Origin of the sequence: Mycobacterium sp. 48b (assembly GCF_048282725.1) — a bacterium.
Classification (GTDB): Bacteria; Actinomycetota; Actinomycetes; order Mycobacteriales; family Mycobacteriaceae; genus Mycobacterium.
In genome coordinates this window covers 1804399-1825383 of the sequence record NZ_JBLVUL010000001.1, presented here as the reverse complement: position 1 = coordinate 1825383, position 20985 = coordinate 1804399, and the positions used below count along the sequence as shown (strand labels likewise).

The following is a 20985-nucleotide window of genomic DNA, read 5'->3' as shown; positions in this document are numbered from 1 at the left end:
GCCCCCGCCGCGCAGGACATGCGCCGCACCGTGCGGAGCAGCACGAGACACAGGAGTGAGAACGTGGGCGATCGACTGAATGCGCGGCTAGATGCGCTCGCCGCGCGCGAGGACACCTGGGTCACACGCGAGGATCTGCAACGCTATGTCGACGAGGAAGCCTGGACCGAGCAGAGTTTTGTGCACGACCTCGAGCGGCATGCCGCCGAGCGCCCAGAAGCGCTGGCCATCGTCGACGAGGACGGGCGTCGGACCACCTACGGTGAGTATGAGCAACGCACGTGTCGGCTGGCGCGGTCGCTGCTGGAGTTGGGTCTGCGCCCGGGCGACCGGGTGGCCATGCAGCTGCCCAACACCAGCGAGTTTTGCCTGACGTTGTTGGCCTGCGCGCGCGCCGGACTCCTGGCCGTGTTCTGCCACATGGCTTACGACGAGCATGAGCTCGACTATGTGCTCGGTCTCACGGGGGCGCGGGCGCTTGTCGTGCCGGAGCGCCTCAGAAGCCGCGAGTACGTCCCACTGGCTCTGGCGATGCGCGAGCGGATCGACACACTGGAGCACGTGATCGCCGTCGGCGGTGCCAGCGCGGCCGGGACGATCCGCTTCGAGGACCTCGTCAGCGCCGAAGGCCCCGAACATGACCTTGCAGCACTGCGCCCGACGGGGGCCGACCCGTTTTTCGTCATGTTCACCTCCGGCACCACCGGACGGCCCAAGGCCGAGCTGCACACGCACGCCAACAACCTCTTCTGGATCCAGAACTTCGAGGCCGAACAGCGGTTTCCCGCCGACGCGCGGTGGATCATCGTCACCCCGATCGCCCATCTGACGGGCCTGGGAATCGGTGTGCTCTCGGCGCTGCACCGGGGGGCGGCGTTCACCCTGCTGGCGGCGTGGGACGCGGGCCGCTGTGTTGAACTGCTCGAACGGGACCGCCCCAGCTACCTGCTCGGGGCCCCCCCGATGCTGATCGACCTCGCCCGGTTTCCGCAGCTGCGCGAGCGTGATGTGCGCTCGGTGCGCGGGATCTGCTATGCCGGCGCCCCGTGCCCGGCCGACATCCTCAACCGGCTCAACGCCGACCTCGGCGCCGATGTAAATGCGTTCTACGGCTACACCGAGGCGGGCGTGACCCACATGACGCGGCCCGGCGACCCGATCTCGATCACCAGCCGAAGTTTCGGCAAGGCCATCCGCGGCGTGGAGCAGCGGCTGATGGAGCTGGTGGAGGCGGGCGAGGCCGAGCGCGAGGTGCCGTTGCCGGGAGAGGGTGAGCTGTGGGCGCGTGGGCCCAGCTTCATCGTCGGCTACTACGGCCAGCCGGAGACGACGGCCAAGATGTTCACCGTCGACGGCTGGTTCCGGTCGGCCGATGTGGCCCGCTTCGACGCCGACGGCTACGGATATTTCGTGTCACGCCGCGACGACCTCATCAACCGGGGTGGGTACAAGATCGATCCACGGGAGGTCGAGGAGGTGCTTTACGAGCACCCGGGGGTGAGTCAGGCGGCGGTGGTGGCCATGCCCGATGCACGGCTCGGTCAGCGGCCCGCGGCGTTTATCGTCCCGAGCTCACCGGGCGACCACCTCGACCTCGCCGAACTTACCGCGTTCCTGGAGAAGAAGGGGGTTAGCCGGACGAAGTGGCCGGAGGCGGTCGAGATGGTCGAGTCGTTCCCGCTGACCAGCACGGGGAAGTTCATGCGCTACGCGCTGCGATCGCGGGCCGAGCAACTAAGGCCGCAGCGCTGAACCCGCGTGGGCGATCAGGGTAAGCGCGTCCACTGGCCGGTTCCAACGGTGCCCGCGGCCGACATCGACCTGAGCCGCTTCGTGCGGCCGGGCGACACGATTCTGTGGGGCCAGGGTGCCGGAGAGCCGCTGACGCTCACGGCGGCGCTGGCCGAGCAGGCCGAGCGGCTGGGTGGGGTCGTCGGATTCGTAGGCCTGACCTACAACCCGCGTCTGGCGGCCCCGGGGCTTCGATTGCGCTCCTATGGCGCGCTCGGCGCTGCGGCCGACATGCCGCTCGAGGTGATCACTTGTCATATGTCTGCGCTGCCCAAGTTGCTCCGGTCGGGCCGTCTGCGTGCCGACGTCGTGCTGTGTCAGCTGTCCCCGGCGGATGCTGACGGCAACCACAGCCTGGGCGTCACGGTCGACTACCTCGCCTGTGCGCTTGATGTCGCCCGCGTCGTGCTGGGCGAGGTCAACCCGGCCGTACCCCGCACGCGCGGCTCGCCGCCGGTCCCGCACTCGCGTCTGGCCGCCACCGTGACCGCAGACCATTGTCTGATCCAGATTCCAGACCCGGAGCCCGATCCGGTGACCGCGCAAATCGGCGCGCAGGTCGCCGAATTGGTGCCCGACAGCGCCACCGTACAACTGGGGATCGGCGGCCTGGCCTCGGCGGTCGCGACCGCCCTGCGTGGGCACCGGAACCTGCGCGTGCACAGTGGCCTGGTCGGGGACTGGGTCGTGGGTCTCGCCGAGTCGGGTGCGCTCGCTTGGGAGCCGGGCGGGCCAGCCGTGGTTACCGGCACCGCCGTGGGCACCGACCGGCTGTATGAGTTTCTGCGTGACAACCCGGCCGTCGAGGTGCGGCCGGTCGAGCGCGTGCACGACCCGGCGGTCGCGGGCGGGATCGCTCGCTTCGTCGCCGTCAACTCGGCCCTGCAAGTCGACCTTTCCGGCCAGGTCAACGCGGAGGTGATCGGCGGCCGACGGCGCGGCGCGATCGGCGGTCAGGTCGATTTCCTACGCGCCGCGGCGATGTCTGCGGGAGGGGTAGGCGTGGTGGCGCTGCCGTCGACCGCCAACCGCGGATCGGTCTCCCGCATTGTGGACCGCGTGGACGGTCCAGTCACCACCGGGCGCGCGGATGTGCATTGGGTGGTGACCGAGTACGGTGCCGCCGACCTGCGGGGACTCGACACGGTCGCACGCACCGCGGCGATATGCGAGCTGGCTCACCCGGATCATCGATATCGGCTGAGGGCTGCGGTCGCAGGTGCCGGGTGATCGATCGACGGGTTAGATCTCAATGATTACTATCCAAACGGCACTCTTGGGCTCGTGGCAAGCGTACCCAGGGTCGGTTCCCCTGCCCGCCCGGCTTTAGCCCGGAAGGGAGGGATCGTGGCGGCCATCCACGCTTGATCAGTGCGGGACTGTTCGGCGTCTCGGCCTCAGCTACCTGGCAGCGGTTTCGGGAAGTACCGGTCGAGGCCGCGCCTGTTCGCCGCTGGCAGACTGACGGTGGCCACGGTCAGGCGAAGCGCCGCGACGCCGGGCGAACCGGGGTTCACCAGGATCCAACTACAAGGGACAATGTCAGCGCAATTGGCGTGACGGACACTACTTCCGTCGCCCGAGCAACCTATCGGGGAGCCGCACGTGCACTACGCTTTCGACGAAGACCAGGAGGCCTTCCGGCGTGAACTCGCCACTTTCGCTGAGCGGGTGCTCGCTCCGCACTATCAGGCCGATGACCGGGCCGCGCGGATGCGCCCGGAGTTACCTCGCCAGATGGCGGCGATGGGCCTGACCGGCCTGCGCATTCCGGGGCGTTTCGGCGGCCAGGGGGCCGACGCCGTCACGACCGGCATAGCAGCCGAGGAGATCTCGCGGGCCGACATCAACGCCTGTTACATCCTGCTGATCGCCGGTCTCAACGCCGACATCTTGGTCGGCAACGCCGACGAGGAGCAGCTGGCGCGGTGGCTACCTCCGATCGCAGATGGCTCCACCCTGTCGGCGCTGGTGCTCACCGAGCCGGAGCACGGGTCCGACGCGGCCAACCTGTCGCTGCGTGCGCAGCGCGACGGGGCAGGGTGGCGGCTGCTGGGAGAGAAGACTTCGATCTCACTGGGGATGTTGGCCGACACCGGTGTGGTGTTCGCGCGCACGGGAGGGCCCGGGGCCCGTGGAGTCAGCGCGTTCTACGTCGACCTGAACGACGAGCGGATCGCGCGAACCGCGCTCGATGACCACGGCGGCCGAGCCATAGGGCGAGCGTCGCTGCATTTCGATGGGGTGCCAGTGGGTTGCGACGAGCTGATCGGACAACAGGGCGCTGGATTCGTCTCGGTGATGCGAGGCTTCGACTACTCGCGGGCGGTGATCGGCCTGATGTGCGTCGGCATCGCCCAGGCGGCGCTCGACGACGCACTGGAGTATGCGCGAACGCGGCAGGCTTTCGGTGGTCCGATCGGTCGCAACCAGGGCGTGGCGTTCCCGCTGGTCGAGCACGCCACCAGGCTGGCCGGGGCGCGTCACATCTGCTACGAGGCGCTGTGGCGAAAGGACCAGGGCTTGGATCACACGGTGGCCGCGAACATGGCGAAGTGGTTCGCGCCCAAGACCGCGGGTGAGGTCGTGCACCAGGCGCTGCTGACCTTCGGCCACGCTGGATGGGGAACCGACAGTCTGCAGGGACAGCGGCTGCGCGACGTGTTGGCGTTCGAGATCGCCGATGGAACGGCGCAGGTTGCCAAGCTGGTTGTTGCCCGCCATCTACTGGGGCGAGAGTTCGCTCCGTAGGCAGCTGCGAGTTCGGTCTGGGGACGCGGTCGACTCGTCAGACGGACGTCGCAAGCCGCTCCCGAACCGCGGCGAGGCGATCGTACTGTGCCAGCACGTTGGCGGCGGTCGGCATGATCACGAACGACTCGGCGCCGGCGTCGCGGTACTCCGCGAGCGCGTCGGCCACCCGCGCCTCGCTTCCGATGACACACCATTTCTCGATTGCTTCGACGGGCATGCCGTACTGGCCCGCGACGAATCGTTGGAGTTCGGCGCGACCGGTTTCCGCGTCTTCGGTGATGTGCGCGAACATCAACATCACCGTTGTGCACACCGGCCTGCGGAACTCCTCTGCGTGAGCCCGCAGATCTTCGACTGCCGCACGCACACGACGGGGACTCAGCCACACCGCAAACCAGCCTTCGGCGAGCCGGGCCGCGCGCCGCACCGCGTGAGCGGATCGGCCACCGACAACCAGCGGCGGGCGAGACGATGGCACCGGCTCCAGCTTCGGCGAACGCACCGGAAGTAATGGGCCTGGATGGTCCACGGCCTCGCCGCGCATCAGCGCGTCGACGACAACCATCGCCTCGTCGAGCCTGCGGCCACGCTGTGCAACGGGGTACCCGGCGGCCTTGAACTCCGCCGGGTTCTCCCCGCCCACACCGACTCCGACGATCAGGCGGTCCGGCGCGAGCGCGGCGACCGTCCCGAGCTGCTTGGCGGTCCATACCGGATTGCGCATCGGCAGGAGCAACACGCCGGTGCCCAGCACCAGCCGCTGAGTGACAGCAGCGACGGCCGCGAGCGCCCCGCACGGCTCCAATATTGGCGGATGAAAGCTCAGATGATCGCCAACCCACCCTGAGTCAAACCCCAGGTCTTCAGCGAGGCGGGCGGCGGCCAGGAGCGGCGGCGCGCCAAGCCGTAGGGGATCGAAATTGGGCAGCATCACGCCGAACCCAGCTTCCTTCACCGTCACCGGTGAATTCATCGGGCGCCGACCAGACTGAGCGGCATCTCGTTGGCGGGAATCGGTTCCTCACCCGGGAGCCTGTCCTCGGACGAGGAAAGCAATCGCGGCGGGTTCGTCGCCATGTCGGTCCTCCTGCGATCTGGCACGGCACAGCCGTGCAGTGAACGTCTGACCGCCCATCCTGCGGGTCGTGAATTTCTAATCCGTTCGAATGATTATGGCATTTCGGTTCGGCCGTGAGGGTAGACCAGCCAACGGCTCCGACTCATCCGGGGCGAGTCGAGTCACCTTCCGGTCCTGCCGAGAATGCGCCGAATGCCGGCGCGGCGCGATCGGTGGTCAGTGGTCAGGTCGACTTCCTGCACGGCGGGGCCATGTCACCAGGAGGGTGGGCGTGGTGGCACTGCCATCGGCGGCAAACACACGGGTCCGTCTCGCGCATCGTGGACCGCTTGGACGGTCCGGCCAGCACAGCGTGCGCCGACGGTGGTGACCGAGCACGGCGCCGCCGACCTGTTGGGGACTCCACACCATCGGGCATGCGCGAGCTGGCCCACCCGGACCACCGACATCGGCTGGGCACCGCGGTGACGAATCCCCGGTAATCAATCCGGGGCATCAGATCATAATGATTACGATCTATAGGGTAGTCTTGAGACCATGGCCGCCGGACATCGGAGTACCTCCCCTGCTCGCCCAGCTCTAGCCCGGAAGAACGGGATCGTGCCTGCCATTCCGCATGATCAGTGCACGCACAGCCCGCGCGGCGACGGATCGGGACCGAGCCTCGCTTGGCAGGTGGTCGGCTGATGGCGACGTCAACGATGGCCTCGCCGCTGCTAAGGCTGCCGGACGTCGAACTTCCCGCCGAGGCCGAACAATTGCGCGATGAGGTCCGGGCATTCCTCAACGAAGAACTGCGCCGAGGCGCGTTCGAGCCGCAGACCGACGCCTGGCTGGCCGGTTTCGACCCGGCCTTCTCGGCGCGCCTCGGGGATCGCGGTTGGCTTGGGATGACCTGGCCGCGCCGCTACGGCGGTCATGAGCGACCAGCGCTGCATCGGTTCGTCGTGGTGGAGGAGTTGCTCGCCGCCGGAGCGCCGGTAGTGGCGCACTGGGTCAGCGACCGGCAGAGCGGGCCGGCATTGCTGCGCTACGGCACCGAGTCGCAGCGCGAGAAGCTCCTGCCCGCGATGGCGGCAGGCCGGTGCTTCTTCGCCATCGGGATGAGTGAGCCCGATAGCGGTTCGGATCTGGCCTCCATCCGGACTGGCGCGCGACGCGACGGAGACGGTTGGGTGCTCAACGGGACGAAGGTCTGGACCAGCCAGGCCCACCGCTGCCACTACATGATCGCGTTGTGCCGGACGGCCCCGCTGCAGCACGAAGACCGGCACGCGGGCCTGAGCCAGTTCATCGTCGATCTGACCGCGCCGGGAGTGACAATCACACCGATCAGGTTGCTGGACGGCGAGCATCACTTCAATCAGGTCGTCCTCGACGACGTCCGGGTCGGCGACGACATGGTCCTGGGCGAGGTCGGCGCGGGCTGGCGGCAGGTCACCTCCGAACTTGCCTATGAGCGCTCCGGGCCGGAGCGGTTCCTGTCGACGCTGCCGCTGCTGCGCGAACTGGTGCGCGGCGCCGACCCCGACGATGAGCGTCAGGCGACCGAAGTCGGCGCGCTCGTGGCGCAGCTGTGGGCGTTGCGCCGGCTCTCGCTGCAAATAGCCGGATCGCTTGATCGGGGGGAGGCCCCCGATGTCGCCGCCGCCTTGGTGAAGGACGCGGGCACCACGGTGGAAAACGACATCATCGATGTCGTGCGGGCGCTGGCGCAGGTCGAGCCGAGCCGAAACTCACCTCATCCCCTGGAACGGGAGTTAGCCCGGGCGGTACTGCACGCGCCTGGGTTCACCTTGCGCGGAGGCACGAACGAGGTGCTCCGCGGCATCGTGGCGCGCGGGCTGGGGTTGCGGTGAGCGACATCGATCTGGTCGAACGCACCGTAGCGGATCTGCTGGACCGGCACTGCACGCCGGAGCTGATCTCCGCGGCTGAAGGCTCGTGGAGCCCACAGCTTTGGCAGCGGCTCGAGGAAATCGGGCTGACCCGGATCGGCGTCGACGAACGGCTGGGGGGCGCCGGCGGTGGAATTGCCGACGCGGCCACGGTGCTGCGTGTCGCTGCCGGCCACGCCGCGCCCGTCCCGCTGGCGGAGACGCTGTTCCCGGTGGCCGCCGGGTGCACCGTGTCGGGGCTTGCCCTGCCCGATGGGCCGGTGACGGTCGCCTACGGGGCCGGTCTGACCCTCACGCCGGACGGCGCCGGAGCCGTCGTCCGCGGCGTGGCCAACCGGGTGCCGTATGCACGGGTGTCTCAACGCGTGCTGGTGGTGACCGACGATCCGCAGCCCGCGCTGGCGGCGCTTGTCGACCCTGCCGACTGCCGATTGGTGAGCATCGACAATCTGGCCGGTGAGCCGCGCGACGACCTGGCTGCCGATGAAGTCCGGATACCCCGCTCAGCGCTTGCCGAAGTTCCGCCAGGCACCGCGGGCCACCTGCGCCGACTTGGTGCGCTCGCCCGCGCGGTCCAACTCTCCGGTGCCCTGGATGCAGTGCTGGACGCGACGGTGCGCTACGCCGGGGAGCGGGTCCAATTTGGTCGGCCCATCGGGCAGTTTCAGGCCGTGGCCCATCAGATCGCGGAGTTGGCCTGCCTGGCTGCGGGTGCCGGCGCTGCCGCCCAGGCAGCGGTCGCCGCAGTGGCTGCCGATCCGCACAGCGCGACCTTGGCCATAGCCGCGGCCAAAGCGCGTACCAGCGCCGCGGCCGGACCAGCGGCCCGGATTGCCCATCAGGTACACGGGGCGATCGGGTTTACCCAGGAACACCGCCTACATCACCTGACCCGCCGGCTGTGGGCCTGGCGCGAAGAGTGCGGCTCCGCCGAACACTGGGCCCGAGAGCTGGGCCGCGCTGTCATCGCGGGCGGCGGCGACGGGCTGTGGCCGACGATCACCGGCATGTAACCCGCCTGAACGGAGGAACATGGAGATCGAGCTCACCGTCGAAAGCGGCGTGGCCACCCTCACCCTGGCCGCGCCCCAGCGGCGCAACGCGCTGACACCGGAGATGTCCCGGGAACTGGTCGCCGCCGCCGATCGAATCGACGCCGACGACTCCATCGGCGCGCTGGTGATCCGCGGCTCCGGCGGATCGTTCTGCGCGGGAGCGCACACCACGACGCTCGGCGACGCTGGATCAGACCCCGCCGAAGAGAGCACCTATGCCAGCCTGTCCGCCATCTATGCCGCGTTCACCCGGATCGGGTCGATCCGGGCGGTGACGATTGCCGCCGTGCGCGGCCCGGCCGTCGGCGCGGGCCTGAACCTCGCGTTGGCCACCGACCTGCGGATCGTCGCTCGCACCGCGCGGCTGATGTCGGGCTTCCAGCGCATCGGTCTGCACCCGGGCGGGGGACACTTCGTGCTGCTCTCCCGCCTCGCCGGCCGCGAAGCGGCCGCCGCGATGGCGCTGTGTGGCGCGGAGATCGATGGAGACCGCGCGGCGCAATTGGGCCTTGCGTGGGAATCGGTTGCCGACGAGGCCGTCGAGGAACAGGCGTTCGAACTTGCCCGCGAAGCGGCGAAAGACCCTTCGCTTGCCCGCGCCATGGCGCGCACCTTCCGGCTGGAGACAGGGCCGCCGGCACTGGGCTGGGACGTGGCTGTACAGACCGAGCGCGCCCCGCAAATGTGGTCAATGCGCCGACGGTAGACGTAAAGCGAGCACGAAACCGGAGTTGGATCCATCACGTCAGAGGTGATCATCACAATGCTTATTAGAGATTATTCGGTAATGGGTATGGGAGGTTGGCATGCCTGAGGCGGTGATCGTCGAAGCGATACGGACGCCCATCGGCAAGCGGGGCGGTGCGCTGGCAGATGTGCACCCAGTAGATCTGTCCGCACGGGTGCTGGAGGCGCTGGTCGAGCGCACCGGGGTGGACCCTGCCCTGATCGACGACGTCATCTGGGGTTGCGTGAACCAGGTCGGTGACCAGTCGGCGAACGTGGGCCGTTCCGCGGCGCTGGCCGCCGGCTGGCCCGACACCGTGCCCGGCACCACCGTCAACCGGGCCTGCGGCTCCAGCCAGCAGGCGCTGGATTTCGCGGCCGCCATGGTGATGTCGGGCCAGTACGATCTCGTCGTCGCCGGCGGCGTGGAGTGCATGAGCAGGGTTCCGTTAGGCGCCGGTCGCGACGTCGGGCTGCCCTACGGGCCACGGCTGCTACGCCGCTACGAGACGGCCCTCGAGGGAGGGACCTTCCATCAGGGCCGTGGAGCCGAGATGATCGCGGCGAAATGGGGCTTTTCTCGGCGCACACTCGACGAATTTGCCTGCGCGAGCCACGCCAAGACCGCGGCGGCTATCGACGCCGGCGCCTTCGACGGCCAGCTCGTCGCGGTCCCGGAAGCCCCCGGCCTGGCGGCCGACGAAGGGGTGCGCCGCGGCAGCACCGTCGAGAAGCTGGCGAAACTGACACCGTCCTTCCTCGAAAACGGGGTCATCCATGCCGGTAACGCCTCCCAGATCTCGGACGGGGCCGCCGCCGTGCTGGTCAGCTCGCCGGAGCGGGCCAAAGAACTCGGCCTGTCCCCCGTCGTCCGCTACCATGCCGGCGCGGTGGCGGGAAATGATCCGGTCGTGATGCTGACGGGACCGATCCCGGCGACGGCGAAGGTGCTCCGCCGTGGCGGGTTGTCCATCGGTGATATCGGGGCGTTTGAGGTGAATGAGGCGTTCGCGGCGGTGCCGCTGGCCTGGCTGGCGGAGACGGGTGCCGATCCGGCGCGGGTGAATCCGCTGGGCGGCGCGATCGCGGTCGGGCATCCCCTGGGCGCGTCGGGGGCGATCCTGATGACCCGGCTCGTGCACCACCTGCGTGATCAGGGCATTCGTTTTGGGCTGCAAACCATGTGTGAAGGCGGCGGCATGGCCAACGCGACCATTGTCGAGCTCATCGACTGATCAACCGCGCGCGGATGGGGCGTCGGTCTCGGCCGGCGGGTGGTCTGTGGTCGGGTTAGCTGTCGAGCAGCGCCTCGGGGATGTCGACTATGCGGCTTCGTAGGTACTCCCCCAGCCCCTTGGCCTGCGGGTCGGGCCTGGTGCAGGAGGCCACCCCGTCGCCGAGCAGGCCGTGCACAACGATGTTGATCGCGCGCAGGTTGGGCAGGTCGAACCGGTCGATCTTCAGGTCGGCGACCTCGGGGCCGAGCAGCTCGCGTATCCGCTGCACGGTGAGGTACTCGCGCAGCCACGCGTACCCGTTGTCGTGGCGTGCCCAAAGCCCGATGTTGGCGTCGCCGCCCTTGTCACCCGAGCGGGCGCCGCAGACCCGGCCGAGCGGGGCGCGCCGGGTCGGCCCGGCCGGCTGGCACGCCGGCGGGGCAGCAACGGGGTCCACCACGAGCGCGGCGGCTGCGGGTGGATCGGGCACTACACGGCGCTCGCCGTCGGGCAGCACCACGACATGCTCGACCATCGCGCGGGGCACCGCCGCGGGCCGGTAGACCCCGTAGGCCGACTCCGAGGTGGGCGGGCTGGTGGTGTGGAAACCTGCGTAGCCGGCCAGCGCCAGTTCCATCACCGCGTTGGAGAAGCGGCGGCCCACCTTCGCGGGGTCGTGGTCTTTGACGGTGACCCGCAGGTGAGCGGTGGCCTGCTCATTGGTCGGCGCGTCGGCGGTGTCGAAGCGCAGCAGCCGCACGTCGACCTCGGCAAAGCGGTCGCGTCCACCCAGTACGTCGAACAGCATCGCTTCCGCGCGGGCGGCCTTGTCCTCGATGTCCAGCCCGGTGAGCACCATCGTCATGGTGTTGCGGAACCCGCCGGCGTCGTTGAGCGCAACTTTGAGGGTGGGCGGTGGGGGGCTGCCCCGGGTGCCGCGGATCGCGACCCGGTCCGGGCCGGCCTGGGTGAGGGTGATGGTGTCGAAGTGCGTGATGACGTCGGGCCCGAGGTAGGCGGGCGGGCCGATCTCGTAGAGCAGCTGCGCGGTGACCGTGCCGACCGACACGAGGCCGCCGGTACCCGGGTGTTTGGTGATCACCGACGACCCGTCCGCGGCGACCTCGGCGATTGGAAAACCCGGATAGCGTGAGTCGGGCAGGTCCTCGGCGAACGCGTAGTTGCCACCGGTCGCCTGCGGCCCGCACTCGATGACGTGCCCGGCGACGACCGCGCCGGCCAGCGCATCCCAGTCGTCGCTTCGCCAGCCATGCCACCACGCCGCCGGCCCGAGGACCAGCGACGCGTCGGTGACCCGGCCGGTCACCACCACATCGACACCCGCGTCGAGGGCGGCCGCGATACCCCACCCCCCGAGGTAGGCGTTGGCCGAGACGGGCTCCCCGCCCACCGGCGGGGTGATGGCCGTCAGTTTGCCGCGCAGGTCGTCACCTTGCACGTGGGCCACCCGCGCGTCGAGCCCGAGCTCAGCCGCCACGTCGCGGACAGCGCCGGCAAGGCCCGCCGGGTTCAGCCCGCCGGCATTGGCCACGATCCTGATGCCGCGATCCAGGCAGGTGCCGAGCACCTGCTCGATCTGGGTGAGAAACGTCTTCGCGTACCCGGCGCCCGGATCCTTCCGCTGCGCCTTGGCGAGAATGAGCATGGTCAGCTCGGCCAGATAGTCCCCGGTCAGCACGTCGATGGGGCCGCCCTCGACCATGTCGCGCGCGGCAGCGATGCGGTCGCCGTAGAACCCGGAACAGTTGGCGATCCGCACCACCGAGGCACGATCGGTTGTCGCCGTCATCGGAACTGTCCCCTCTTCCGGCCCGCTCCCGCGGGTCCGGCGAACGCCTGGGCGATGGCCATCCACTCCCCCGCCGCACACCCGCTGATCACCAACGCGGTGTCGTCGCGGTGCCGCCGCTGGGTCACCACCAGACAGAAGTCCAGCGCAGGCCCGCTCACCCGATCCACGGCGTCCTGGGGGCCCCAACTCCACATCGCGCCACTTGGTGCGGTGAGCTCGACCCGCACCGGCAAATCCGGCGCCTGACGCCCGTTGGCCGTATAGCTGAACGCCCGCGCGCGCACGCCCAGGTGGGCGACGTGGCGCAGCCGGTGGGTGGGTTCGCGGCCGATGCCGAGCGCATCGGCGATGTCCTGGCCGTGCGCCCAGGTCTCCATCAGCCGAGCGGTCAGAGACGACGCGGCGCTCATCGGTGGGCCGAACCACGGCACTCGTGTGGACGGGTCGAGCGAGCTGTACACGGCCAGCAGGCGGCTTCGCGCCTGGTCCAGCCAGGCCAGCAGCTCCTCGCCGGACATCTCGTGATAGCGCGTGGCGATCGAATCCGGGTTGACCCCGCCGTCGGCGTTCAGCCGGGCCAACTCGGCGAGGAAGCCGTCTGCGTCGGTCGCCGCTTGCACGGCGACGTCATCGAAGTAGGCCAGGTGCGATACCTGGTCGCCGATACACCACCCTTCCGCTGGCGTAGACCGGCGCCAATCGGCGTCGCTCAGCGGCAGTAGCAGGTCGCGCAGGTCGGCGGTCTCGGCGGCCAGGTCATCGGCCAGCGCATTCATCGATACCGCCACGCTCAGCGTCCCTTCCACACCGGTGCCCGCTTCTCCCGAAACGCCCGCGGCCCCTCCTGCGCGTCTTCGGAGTGATACACCGGCGCCCAGATCTGCTCGGCGCGCGCGTAGGCCTCATCGAGCCGGTGGTGCGCCGACAAATAGGCCGTGCGCTTTGCGGCCAGCACCGACAGCGGCGCGTTGGCGGCGATCCGCTCCGCGAGCTCCTGGGCGCGCTCGCGCAGCCGGGCTGCCGGCACCACCTCGTTGACCAGCCCCACCTCGTGTGCCCGGTGCGCGCTGAGCGAATCCCCGGTGAGCAGGACCTGCAGGGCGATCCTCGGCGGCACCAACCATGACAGCGGGGCGGCCCAGGGCGCTCCCCTGCCGACCTTGACCTCGGTGATCGCGAACGTCGCGTGCTCGGCGGCCAGCACCAGGTCGCACTGCTGGGCGAGCAGGAACCCACCGGCGAACGCGACCCCGTTGACAGCGGCGATGGTCGGCTTGGCGACATCGATGTTGCGGCCGAACTGCGGGGCGAAATCCGGCGGCGGCACGGTCAGGCCGCCCTGGGCCATCTCCTTGAGGTCCCCGCCCGCGCAGAACGCCTTGTCCCCCGCCCCGGTCAGGACCAGAACCTGGGCGTTCGCGTCGTCGTTGAACCGACGGATCCCATCCCACAGGCCCTCGCGCACGGCGGCGTTGAGCGCGTTGCGCGCCTCGGGCCGGTTGATGGTCAACCAGGCCACGCCGTCGACGACCTGGTAGGTCACCGGATCGCTCACTGCTGCCCTCCGTCACTGGCCGCGCTGCTGTCCTCGACAATGGCGAGTGTCTGGCCGGCGTCGACCTGATCACCGGCCGCCACACAGACGTCGACGACGGTCCCGTCGGCGGGCGCGGTGACGGTGTGCTCCATCTTCATCGCCTCCAACACGATCAACCCCTGCCCGGTGGCGACATCCGCGCCGGGGGTAGCCAGTACCCGCACAACCGTTCCCGGCATCGGGGCCACCAGCGAGCCGGCGTGCCGCGCCGACGACGGATCGGGGAACCGCGGCACCTCGACCAGAACCGTCGAACCCAAAGCGCTATCCACATACGACACACCGCAAGCGCGATGCACACTGATCGAGCGACGCACGCCATCGATCTCCAGGACGACCCGCTGCGGCGCCGCCGCCTGCACCCGTACCCCAGACAGCGGCTCACCGTCCACCTCGATCAGCACCCGATCACCGACTTGGCGGTGGGCGACCCCGATAGCACGCTCACCGCAACGGTAGCTGGCGCGTTGGGACGTCCTCACAATGTTGCGCCACGCCGCAGGAAGGGTCCGCAACACCGGGCTCGACAACCTGTCTAGCACCTGGGCGGCCAGCGCCGCCGCGGCCGCATGCACGGCCAGCGCGCCAGGCACGCGCGCCGCCAGCACCGACGGGTCATGGCGAGTGAGATAGCCCGTGTCGGTGCTGCCAGCCAGGAACTCCTCCTCGCGCAGGATCCCGACGAGCAGGTCGCGGTTGGTGGTCACGCCGTGCAGCTGAGCGCGCGCCAGCGTCCGCGCCAGCCTTCGTGCGGCGTCGGCCCGGGTGGGTCCGTGCGCGATCACCTTGGCCAGCATCGGGTCGTAATGCGGGCTGACCACCGAGCCGTCGGCCACGCCTGTGTCCACCCGCACGCCCGGGTCATCCGGTACGGCGAAGCGGTGCAGCACGCCGGTGGCGGGCAGGAAGCCGGCGCAGACGTCCTCGGCATACAGCCGCGCCTCGATCGCATGCCCGCGAATGCGGGCATCGAACGCCTCCGGTGGCAGCGGCTCGCCGTCGGCGATCCGCAGCTGCAATTCCACCAGGTCCAGGCCGGTGATCAGCTCGGTGACCGGATGTTCCACCTGCAGCCGGGTATTGACCTCCAGGAAGGCGAACCCGCCCGCCCACAACACGAACTCGACGGTGCCCGCGCCGACATAACCGATTGCCTTGGCCGCGGCCACCGCGGCCGCACCGAGTTCGGCGCGCAGTGTGTCGTCGACGGCCGGCGACGGGGACTCCTCGACGATCTTCTGGTGGCGGCGCTGAATCGAGCAGTCGCGCTCGAACAGATGCACCACCGCCCCGTGTGTGTCGGCAAGGATCTGCACTTCCACGTGCCGCGGATTCACGACGTAGCGCTCGAGGAACACCGTCGCATCGCCGAAGGCCGAGGCCGCTTCCCGGCGGGCAGCCGCCACCGCGTCGGCCAGCGCGTCGGCGGATTCCACGATCCGCATGCCGCGCCCGCCACCGCCGAACGCCGCCTTCACCAGCAGCGGGTAGCCCACCCGCTGACCCTCGGCGGCCAGATCGGAGTCCTCGTCCAGGGTTGCGCCGGGCAGCACGGGCACGCCGGCCTTCTCCATGAGCGCTTTCGCCTCGACCTTTGAGCCCATCGCGGCGATGACCGCCGGCGGTGGCCCCACGAACGTCAGCCCGGCCTCGGCGCAGGCGGCCGCGAACCCGGCGTTCTCCGAGAGGAACCCATAGCCCGGATGCACCGCATCGGCCCCCGTCAACCGGGCCGCATCGATGATCGCCTCGGCGTTGAGGTAGGTATCCGACGGCGCGGCGCCCGCCAGCCGCACAGCCTCATCGGCCAGGCCGACAAACGGCGCGTCGGCGTCAGGGTCGGAATAGACCGCGACGGTCCCCAGACCCATGGCGTGCGCGGTGCGCATCACCCGGGCGGCGATCTCGCCGCGATTGGCCACCAACAGTTTCTGGATCATCTGCCTCACATCCGAAAGACGCCGAAGCCGCGGCGGCCGGCCACGGTGTTGGAGTGCACCGCCGACAGCGACATGCCCAGCACGGTGCGGGTGTCGCGCGGATCGATGATCCCGTCGTCATACAGCCGGGCGGTGACAAAGAAACTGTGCGACTCCGTGTCGATCTGGGCCTCGATCGCCGCTGTGCGCTCGCGGTTGGCCTCCTCGTCGAACGGCCGCCCCATCGACGCCGCCGACTCCCGCCCGACGATCGACATCACCCCGGCCAACTGCGCCGCGCCCATCACCGCCAGCTTCGCCCCGGGCCAGGCGAACAGCAGCCGCGGATCATACGCGCGCCCGGACATGCCGTAGTTGCCGGCACCGAACGAACTGGCCATGGTGATCGTCAGGTGCGGCACCGTGCTGTTGGTCACCGCGTTGATCATCTTGGCGCCGTCCTTGATGATGCCGCCCTGCTCGTAGCTCGCACCGACCATGTAGCCCGTGGTGTTCTGCAGAAACACCAACGGCGTATCGGTCTGGTTGGCCAGCAGGATGAACTCGCTGGCCTTCTTGGCCTCCTCGGAGAACAACACGCCTCGATGGTTGGCCAGGATCCCCACCGGATAGCCGTGCACCTGCGCCCACCCGGTGACCAGCGATGTCCCGTACAGCGGCTTGTACTCGTCGAACTCCGAGCCATCCACCACCCGCGCCAGCGCCTCACGCGGGTCGAACGGCACCTTCACATCGGCCGAGACGATCCCGAGAATCTCCTCCGGGTCATACAGCGGCGCCGCCGCGCACCCCACAGGAGCGGGGCCGAGTTTGCGCCAGTTGATCCGCGACATGATCTGGCGGCCAATCCGTATCGCATCGCGCTCGTCCGCGGCGAAATAGTCCGACAACCCCGACACCCGACTATGCATCTCGGCACCGCCCAGCGCCTCATCGTCGGCCACCTCACCTGTCGCCATTTTGACCAACGGCGGACCACCCAGAAAAACCTTGGCCTGCCGGTCCACCAGGACCGCGTAGTCACACATCCCCGGCACATACGCCCCGCCCGCCGTCGAATTCCCGAACACCAAGGCGACCGTGGGGATCGCCAGCGCCGACAACTCCGTAAGCTCGTGAAAGATACGGCCGGCCGGCACAAACAGGTCGGCCTGCTGGGGCAGGTCCGCCCCGCCGGACTCCACCAGGTTGATCACCGGCAGCCGGTTCACCCGCGCGATCTCCAGCGCGCGCAGCGTCTTTCGCAGCGAATACGGGTTCATCGCCCCACCCCGCACCGTCGGGTCGTGCGCAATCACCATGCACTCCACGCCCGACACCACCCCGATGCCCGTCACCACGCTGGCGCCGACGGTGAACCCGGTCCCCCAGGCAGCCAACGTCGACAACTCCAAAAACGGGCTGGCCGGGTCCAGCAACAACTCGATACGCTCCCGGACCAGAAGCCGCCCCCGCTCACGATGCCGCCGCCGATACCGCTCACCACCCCCGGCGACCGCAAGTGCAACCTGCTCGTCGAGCTGTGCAAGCAGCGCCAACTGCGCCTCCCGGTTGGCCTGATAAGCCTCGCTCGACGTATCGAGCTGCGATGTCAGCACCGGCACAGTGTTCCCTCGAGAAGCACGGTATGTGATTCACTGTTCACGTAGGAGACTGTACGACATGCACGGCGAGGAGGGCCAGATGGGGGACGGTGCGACGCACGCACGGCAGCGCGACCCGCAACGAAAGGAGCGGATCCTGACCGCTTCGGCCGAACTGGTCGCCGAGCGCGGGTACCACGGCGTGGCCCTCGTCGACATCGGAGCCCGGGCGGGCATCGTGGGCTCGGGGATCTATCGCCACTTCCCCAGCAAGGACGCGATCCTGGTAGCACTTCTCGACAGGGTGATGCGACGGCTCAGTCACGGTGCCGGGGCGATCATTTCGACAGCGCCGAGCGATGCCGAAGCCCTGTCGGCGCTGGTCGACGACCATGTCCGGATAGCCGTCGAAGACCGCGCGGTGCTGGCCGTCTACCACCGCGAGGGGCACAACGTTGCGCCGGAACAGCAGCGAAGACTGCGCCGAGACCAACGACACTACGTGGAGGAGTGGGTCCACGTGCTCGGCCACCTGCGTCCCGACCTGGCCGACGCCGAGTTGCGGGTCGCGGTGCATGCCGCCATCGGCGCCATCCAGTCGACCCTGTTCTTCCGCAGCGGACTACCGCCAGTTCGGCTCGCCGAGCTGCTCAGGACGGCCGCGCACGGCTGTCTCGGGGTGGCGCCAGCACCAGACATTGTGAACCAGGAGTAACTAGAGCATTGATCGCGCGGCATCGGCGTGACATTCTGAACGTGACTCGCGCACAAGGAGCTGCAATGGACCCGGATGTGACCACCCTGCGAGGCAGGCGAGCAACGCGCCGCTGGGAACGGACATCGGTAGGTGATGTGCTCGAACGGCTCACCTGGAGCTATCCCGACCAGATCGCGATCGCCGGATGGCCCGGTGCCTATGGGGACCGGCGGTTTGCCCGGCTGACCTATCGTGAGGCAGACCAAACCGCAAACCAATTCGCGCACGCGCTCGCCAGCGCGGGGCTCCAACCTGGCGCGCGGGTGCTGCTGTTCTGCGAGAACTCCGTCGAAGCCTGTCTCGCCAAGATCGGCATCGCGAAGGCGGGAATGGTGGCCGTCCCCCTCAACCCCAACCTGGCTCCCGATGTGGTTGAACACCTCATCGGACAAACCGAACCGGCCTTCGCGGTGGTGGACGCCGAGCTATGGCCCCGCGCCGAACGCGGATTCAGCGCGGCCGGCCTGCGCCCAGGTGTGACGATCACCATCGGCGGCGCCCCTGTGGTTGGCTCGCCAAGTTTCGCCGAGCTGATCGACAGCAAACCCGACACCGAGCCCGACGTGGAGATCCACGGCGACGACATCTGGGAGCTGTTGTTCACCTCCGGCACCACATCGATGCCCAAAGGCGCAATGATGTCCCACCACTGCACCTACCTGGCGGCGATGAACTTCGCACTCTCGCTGACTCGCGGTCTCACCGTGGAATCCGACCTGCGCCTTGCCACGTTCCTGCCGGTCACCTATCACGTCGGCGACCAGATCTTCATGTTCTCGGCGTTTCTCAGCGGAGGCCGCCTGCTCATCGGCCGAAAGCCTGTACCCGAGGTGGTAGCCAAGGCTGTCGACGCCCGGCGGATCACGGCGCTGTGGGCCGGCTCACCGCAGTTCGTTGCGTCCCTAGCCGACGAGTTCGAGGCCCACCCGGAGTTCGACCCAACCAGCCTGCGCGTGCTGGTGTACGGGTGGGGAGCACTGGCCCCGGAGCTGCTCGACCGGCTGGTGCAGCGCTGCGGCCCAGAACTGGTGGCGATGGGCATCTTCGGTCAGACCGAGGCGATCGCATGTCACCGGTTCTGGCCCGCAAAATGGCCCGAGGCGCACCGCGCCACCGCGCCGCAGGCCAACTACGTCGGTGTGCCCAGCCCGCTGCTGGCCTCCGACGTCGTCGACGAATCTGGCCAACCTGTGCGCGGGCAGCCCGGTGAGGCGGTCTACCGATCGCCCATCATGACCGCCGGCTACTACCGCAACCCAGCCGCCACCCGCGAGGCATTCCGCGGCGGTTGGTTTCACTCCGGCGACAGCGCATCGATTGACCGCGACGGGCTGCGGATCATGGTCGATCGCTACAAAGACATCGTCAAGACCGGTGGAGAGAACGTCTCGAGCATGCGCGTAGAGGCTGTGCTGCACACCCACCCCGACGTAGCGCGTGCGGCGGTCATCGGACTGCCCCACCCCCACTGGGGTGAAGCCGTCACAGCAATCGTCACGTCCCACGCCGGGCGCGCGCCCACCGAGTCGGACATTGTCGCCTTCTGCCGCCAGCGGCTCGCCGGTTTCGAGACCCCTAAGCGCGTCGTGTTCGCCGAAAAGCTACCCGAGACCGTCGGCGGCAAAATACTCAAATACCAGCTCCGCGAGCAGTTCGCTGCGCTCTACCAAGCTACCAAGCCGGTTAGCGCCAGCCGCTGATTCTGCGGTCTACAACCGCTGCCAAGCGAGCAGTAGAAGTGCCGGCCCGACCGCCGACGGTCGCCGTCTGACCACGGCAGCGGGGTAGCATCCGCGACGGTCATGCTCGTATGCCTCGTTTATGTGTGCCTCGGTTCGCTGTAGGTCCGGCCAGGCGGACCACCGCGGTTCTGTTCCGCTGCTTCGCGCCCGGTGAAGTTACGGGACGGCATGCGGTGATTCCCCTACCTGACCACTTCGCTGACATGACAAAAAACGCAATCCTATACGCGGAGGGCTGTAGAGGGTGACGATCAGTCCACCATGCTGTAGCCACCGCTGACGCTGAGGATCTGACCGGTGATCCACGAGCTGAGATCCGAGCAGAAGAACAGGATCGCGTTGGCCTGGTCGATAGGTTCGCCGAGTCGGCCCAGCGGGTAGGCCTTGACCAAAGTCTCCTCACCACCCCACTTTTCGATCAGTGCGCTGGCGCCTGGGGTCTTCGTGGTGCCCGGCGACACCGCGTTGCATCGGATGCCGTAGCGGCCGGCTTCTTTGGCGAATGCCTTCGTAAAGCCGACGACCCCACCTTTAGCGGCGCTGTAGGAAACGAGGAATGGTTCGCCGATCCGGCCGGCGTCTGAGATCAGATTCACCACCGTTCCCGATTTCTGCTCACGCATGTGGTCGTAGGCCGCCTTGGTCATCACCATCGTGCCGATCAGGGTGACGCCGACGTCGAGTTGGTACTGCTCGTAGGTGAGGTTCTTGAAGAGATCCACACTCCAGGCCGCGGCGTTGTTGACGAGGATATCCAGACCACCGAACTGCTCTACCGTGGCGCTCACCGCATCGCGCGCGCGCTGGGGGTCGCGCACATCCACCGTGACGGCGATCGCAGTGCCGCCCGCCTGTTCGACGATCGCAGCCGTTTCCTTGGCGGCAGCCTCGTTGACATCCGCCGCCGCAACTTTCGCGCCGGCGCGCGCGAGAAGAGTTGCTACCTCGCGCCCGATTCCGCTGCCCGCGCCGGTGACGATCGCGGAGCGCCCGGTCAAGTCGATCTCGACTGCCATGATTGTTCCCTTCATCCC

Annotated in this window: 16 protein-coding genes; 9 read left to right on the top strand and 7 right to left on the bottom strand. The window is 68.6% G+C overall.

Annotation, left to right across the window (positions count from 1 at the left end; all coding sequences use genetic code 11):
• The first annotated feature begins 63 nt into the window (after window positions 1-63).
• From ACNQR1_RS08600 to ACNQR1_RS08590, 3 genes are all read left to right on the top strand, one after another.
• Window positions 64-1752 (top strand): class I adenylate-forming enzyme family protein, encoded by a 1689-nt coding sequence (locus ACNQR1_RS08600; protein WP_158230625.1) that lies wholly within the window; start codon window positions 64-66, stop codon window positions 1750-1752.
• Between the two features lie 6 nt (window positions 1753-1758).
• Window positions 1759-3021: an acetyl-CoA hydrolase/transferase family protein gene (locus tag ACNQR1_RS08595; protein WP_142383124.1), complete on the top strand. Its 1263-nt coding sequence runs from the start codon at window positions 1759-1761 to the stop codon at window positions 3019-3021.
• A 375-nt stretch (window positions 3022-3396) separates the two neighbouring features.
• Window positions 3397-4542 carry an acyl-CoA dehydrogenase family protein gene (locus tag ACNQR1_RS08590; RefSeq protein ID WP_095785387.1) on the top strand — a complete coding sequence of 382 codons (1146 nt, stop codon included), beginning with the start codon at window positions 3397-3399 and terminating at the stop codon, window positions 4540-4542.
• Window positions 4543-4579: 37 nt separating this feature from the next.
• Here the strand turns inward: ACNQR1_RS08590 and ACNQR1_RS08585 are convergent, their stop codons facing one another.
• Complete coding sequence (locus ACNQR1_RS08585; protein ID WP_095785386.1) at window positions 4580-5518, bottom strand: LLM class flavin-dependent oxidoreductase; 939 nt, start codon at window positions 5516-5518, stop codon at window positions 4580-4582.
• A 791-nt stretch (window positions 5519-6309) separates the two neighbouring features.
• Here ACNQR1_RS08585 and ACNQR1_RS08580 point away from each other — a divergent pair.
• From ACNQR1_RS08580 to ACNQR1_RS08565, 4 genes are all read left to right on the top strand, one after another.
• Window positions 6310-7482 carry an acyl-CoA dehydrogenase family protein gene (locus ACNQR1_RS08580; protein WP_232530505.1) on the top strand — a complete coding sequence of 391 codons (1173 nt, stop codon included), beginning with the start codon at window positions 6310-6312 and terminating at the stop codon, window positions 7480-7482.
• Window positions 7479-8534: an acyl-CoA dehydrogenase gene (locus ACNQR1_RS08575; RefSeq protein WP_095785384.1), complete on the top strand. Its 1056-nt coding sequence runs from the start codon at window positions 7479-7481 to the stop codon at window positions 8532-8534. The genes ACNQR1_RS08580 and ACNQR1_RS08575 overlap by 4 nt, the downstream gene beginning before the upstream one ends.
• A 19-nt stretch (window positions 8535-8553) precedes the next feature.
• Window positions 8554-9282: an enoyl-CoA hydratase-related protein gene (locus ACNQR1_RS08570; protein WP_095785383.1), complete on the top strand. Its 729-nt coding sequence runs from the start codon at window positions 8554-8556 to the stop codon at window positions 9280-9282.
• A 100-nt stretch (window positions 9283-9382) separates the two neighbouring features.
• Window positions 9383-10537, top strand: a complete 1155-nt coding sequence (locus ACNQR1_RS08565; protein ID WP_099250707.1) for a thiolase family protein — start codon at window positions 9383-9385, stop codon at window positions 10535-10537.
• Window positions 10538-10592: 55 nt separating this feature from the next.
• Here ACNQR1_RS08565 and ACNQR1_RS08560 read toward each other — a convergent pair whose 3' ends face one another.
• Genes ACNQR1_RS08560 through ACNQR1_RS08540 form a run of 5 tightly spaced genes read right to left on the bottom strand, consistent with a single transcriptional unit; the run spans window position 10593 to window position 17473 of the window.
• Entirely contained in the window at window positions 10593-12329 is a 1737-nt protein-coding gene (locus tag ACNQR1_RS08560) for an acyclic terpene utilization AtuA family protein (RefSeq protein WP_095785381.1), read from the bottom strand.
• Window positions 12326-13120 carry a TIGR03084 family metal-binding protein gene (locus ACNQR1_RS08555; RefSeq protein WP_095785380.1) on the bottom strand — a complete coding sequence of 265 codons (795 nt, stop codon included), beginning with the start codon at window positions 13118-13120 and terminating at the stop codon, window positions 12326-12328. The genes ACNQR1_RS08560 and ACNQR1_RS08555 overlap by 4 nt, the downstream gene beginning before the upstream one ends.
• A 2-nt stretch (window positions 13121-13122) precedes the next feature.
• Window positions 13123-13887, bottom strand: coding sequence for an enoyl-CoA hydratase/isomerase family protein (locus ACNQR1_RS08550; protein ID WP_095785379.1), 765 nt, complete (start codon window positions 13885-13887; stop codon window positions 13123-13125).
• Window positions 13884-15869: a biotin carboxylase N-terminal domain-containing protein gene (locus ACNQR1_RS08545; protein ID WP_095785378.1), complete on the bottom strand. Its 1986-nt coding sequence runs from the start codon at window positions 15867-15869 to the stop codon at window positions 13884-13886. Before ACNQR1_RS08545 ends, ACNQR1_RS08550 begins: the two co-directional genes overlap by 4 nt.
• 5 nt (window positions 15870-15874) lie before the next feature.
• Window positions 15875-17473 carry an acyl-CoA carboxylase subunit beta gene (locus tag ACNQR1_RS08540; protein ID WP_095785377.1) on the bottom strand — a complete coding sequence of 533 codons (1599 nt, stop codon included), beginning with the start codon at window positions 17471-17473 and terminating at the stop codon, window positions 15875-15877.
• 58 nt (window positions 17474-17531) lie between these two features.
• On the opposite strand from ACNQR1_RS08540, the gene ACNQR1_RS08535 reads away from it, so the two are divergent.
• Together ACNQR1_RS08535 and ACNQR1_RS08530 are read left to right on the top strand one after the other, a co-directional pair.
• The gene (locus ACNQR1_RS08535; protein ID WP_233211444.1) at window positions 17532-18167 is read left to right on the top strand and encodes a TetR/AcrR family transcriptional regulator; all 636 of its coding nucleotides are present in this window, start codon (window positions 17532-17534) and stop codon (window positions 18165-18167) included.
• A 65-nt stretch (window positions 18168-18232) separates the two neighbouring features.
• The gene (locus ACNQR1_RS08530; protein ID WP_095785376.1) at window positions 18233-19909 is read left to right on the top strand and encodes an AMP-binding protein; all 1677 of its coding nucleotides are present in this window, start codon (window positions 18233-18235) and stop codon (window positions 19907-19909) included.
• Between the two features lie 293 nt (window positions 19910-20202).
• Here the strand turns inward: ACNQR1_RS08530 and ACNQR1_RS08525 are convergent, their stop codons facing one another.
• On the bottom strand, window positions 20203-20967 hold the full coding sequence (locus tag ACNQR1_RS08525) for an SDR family NAD(P)-dependent oxidoreductase (protein ID WP_158230623.1): 765 nt from the start codon (window positions 20965-20967) through the stop codon (window positions 20203-20205).
• Window positions 20968-20985: the final 18 nt, after the last annotated feature.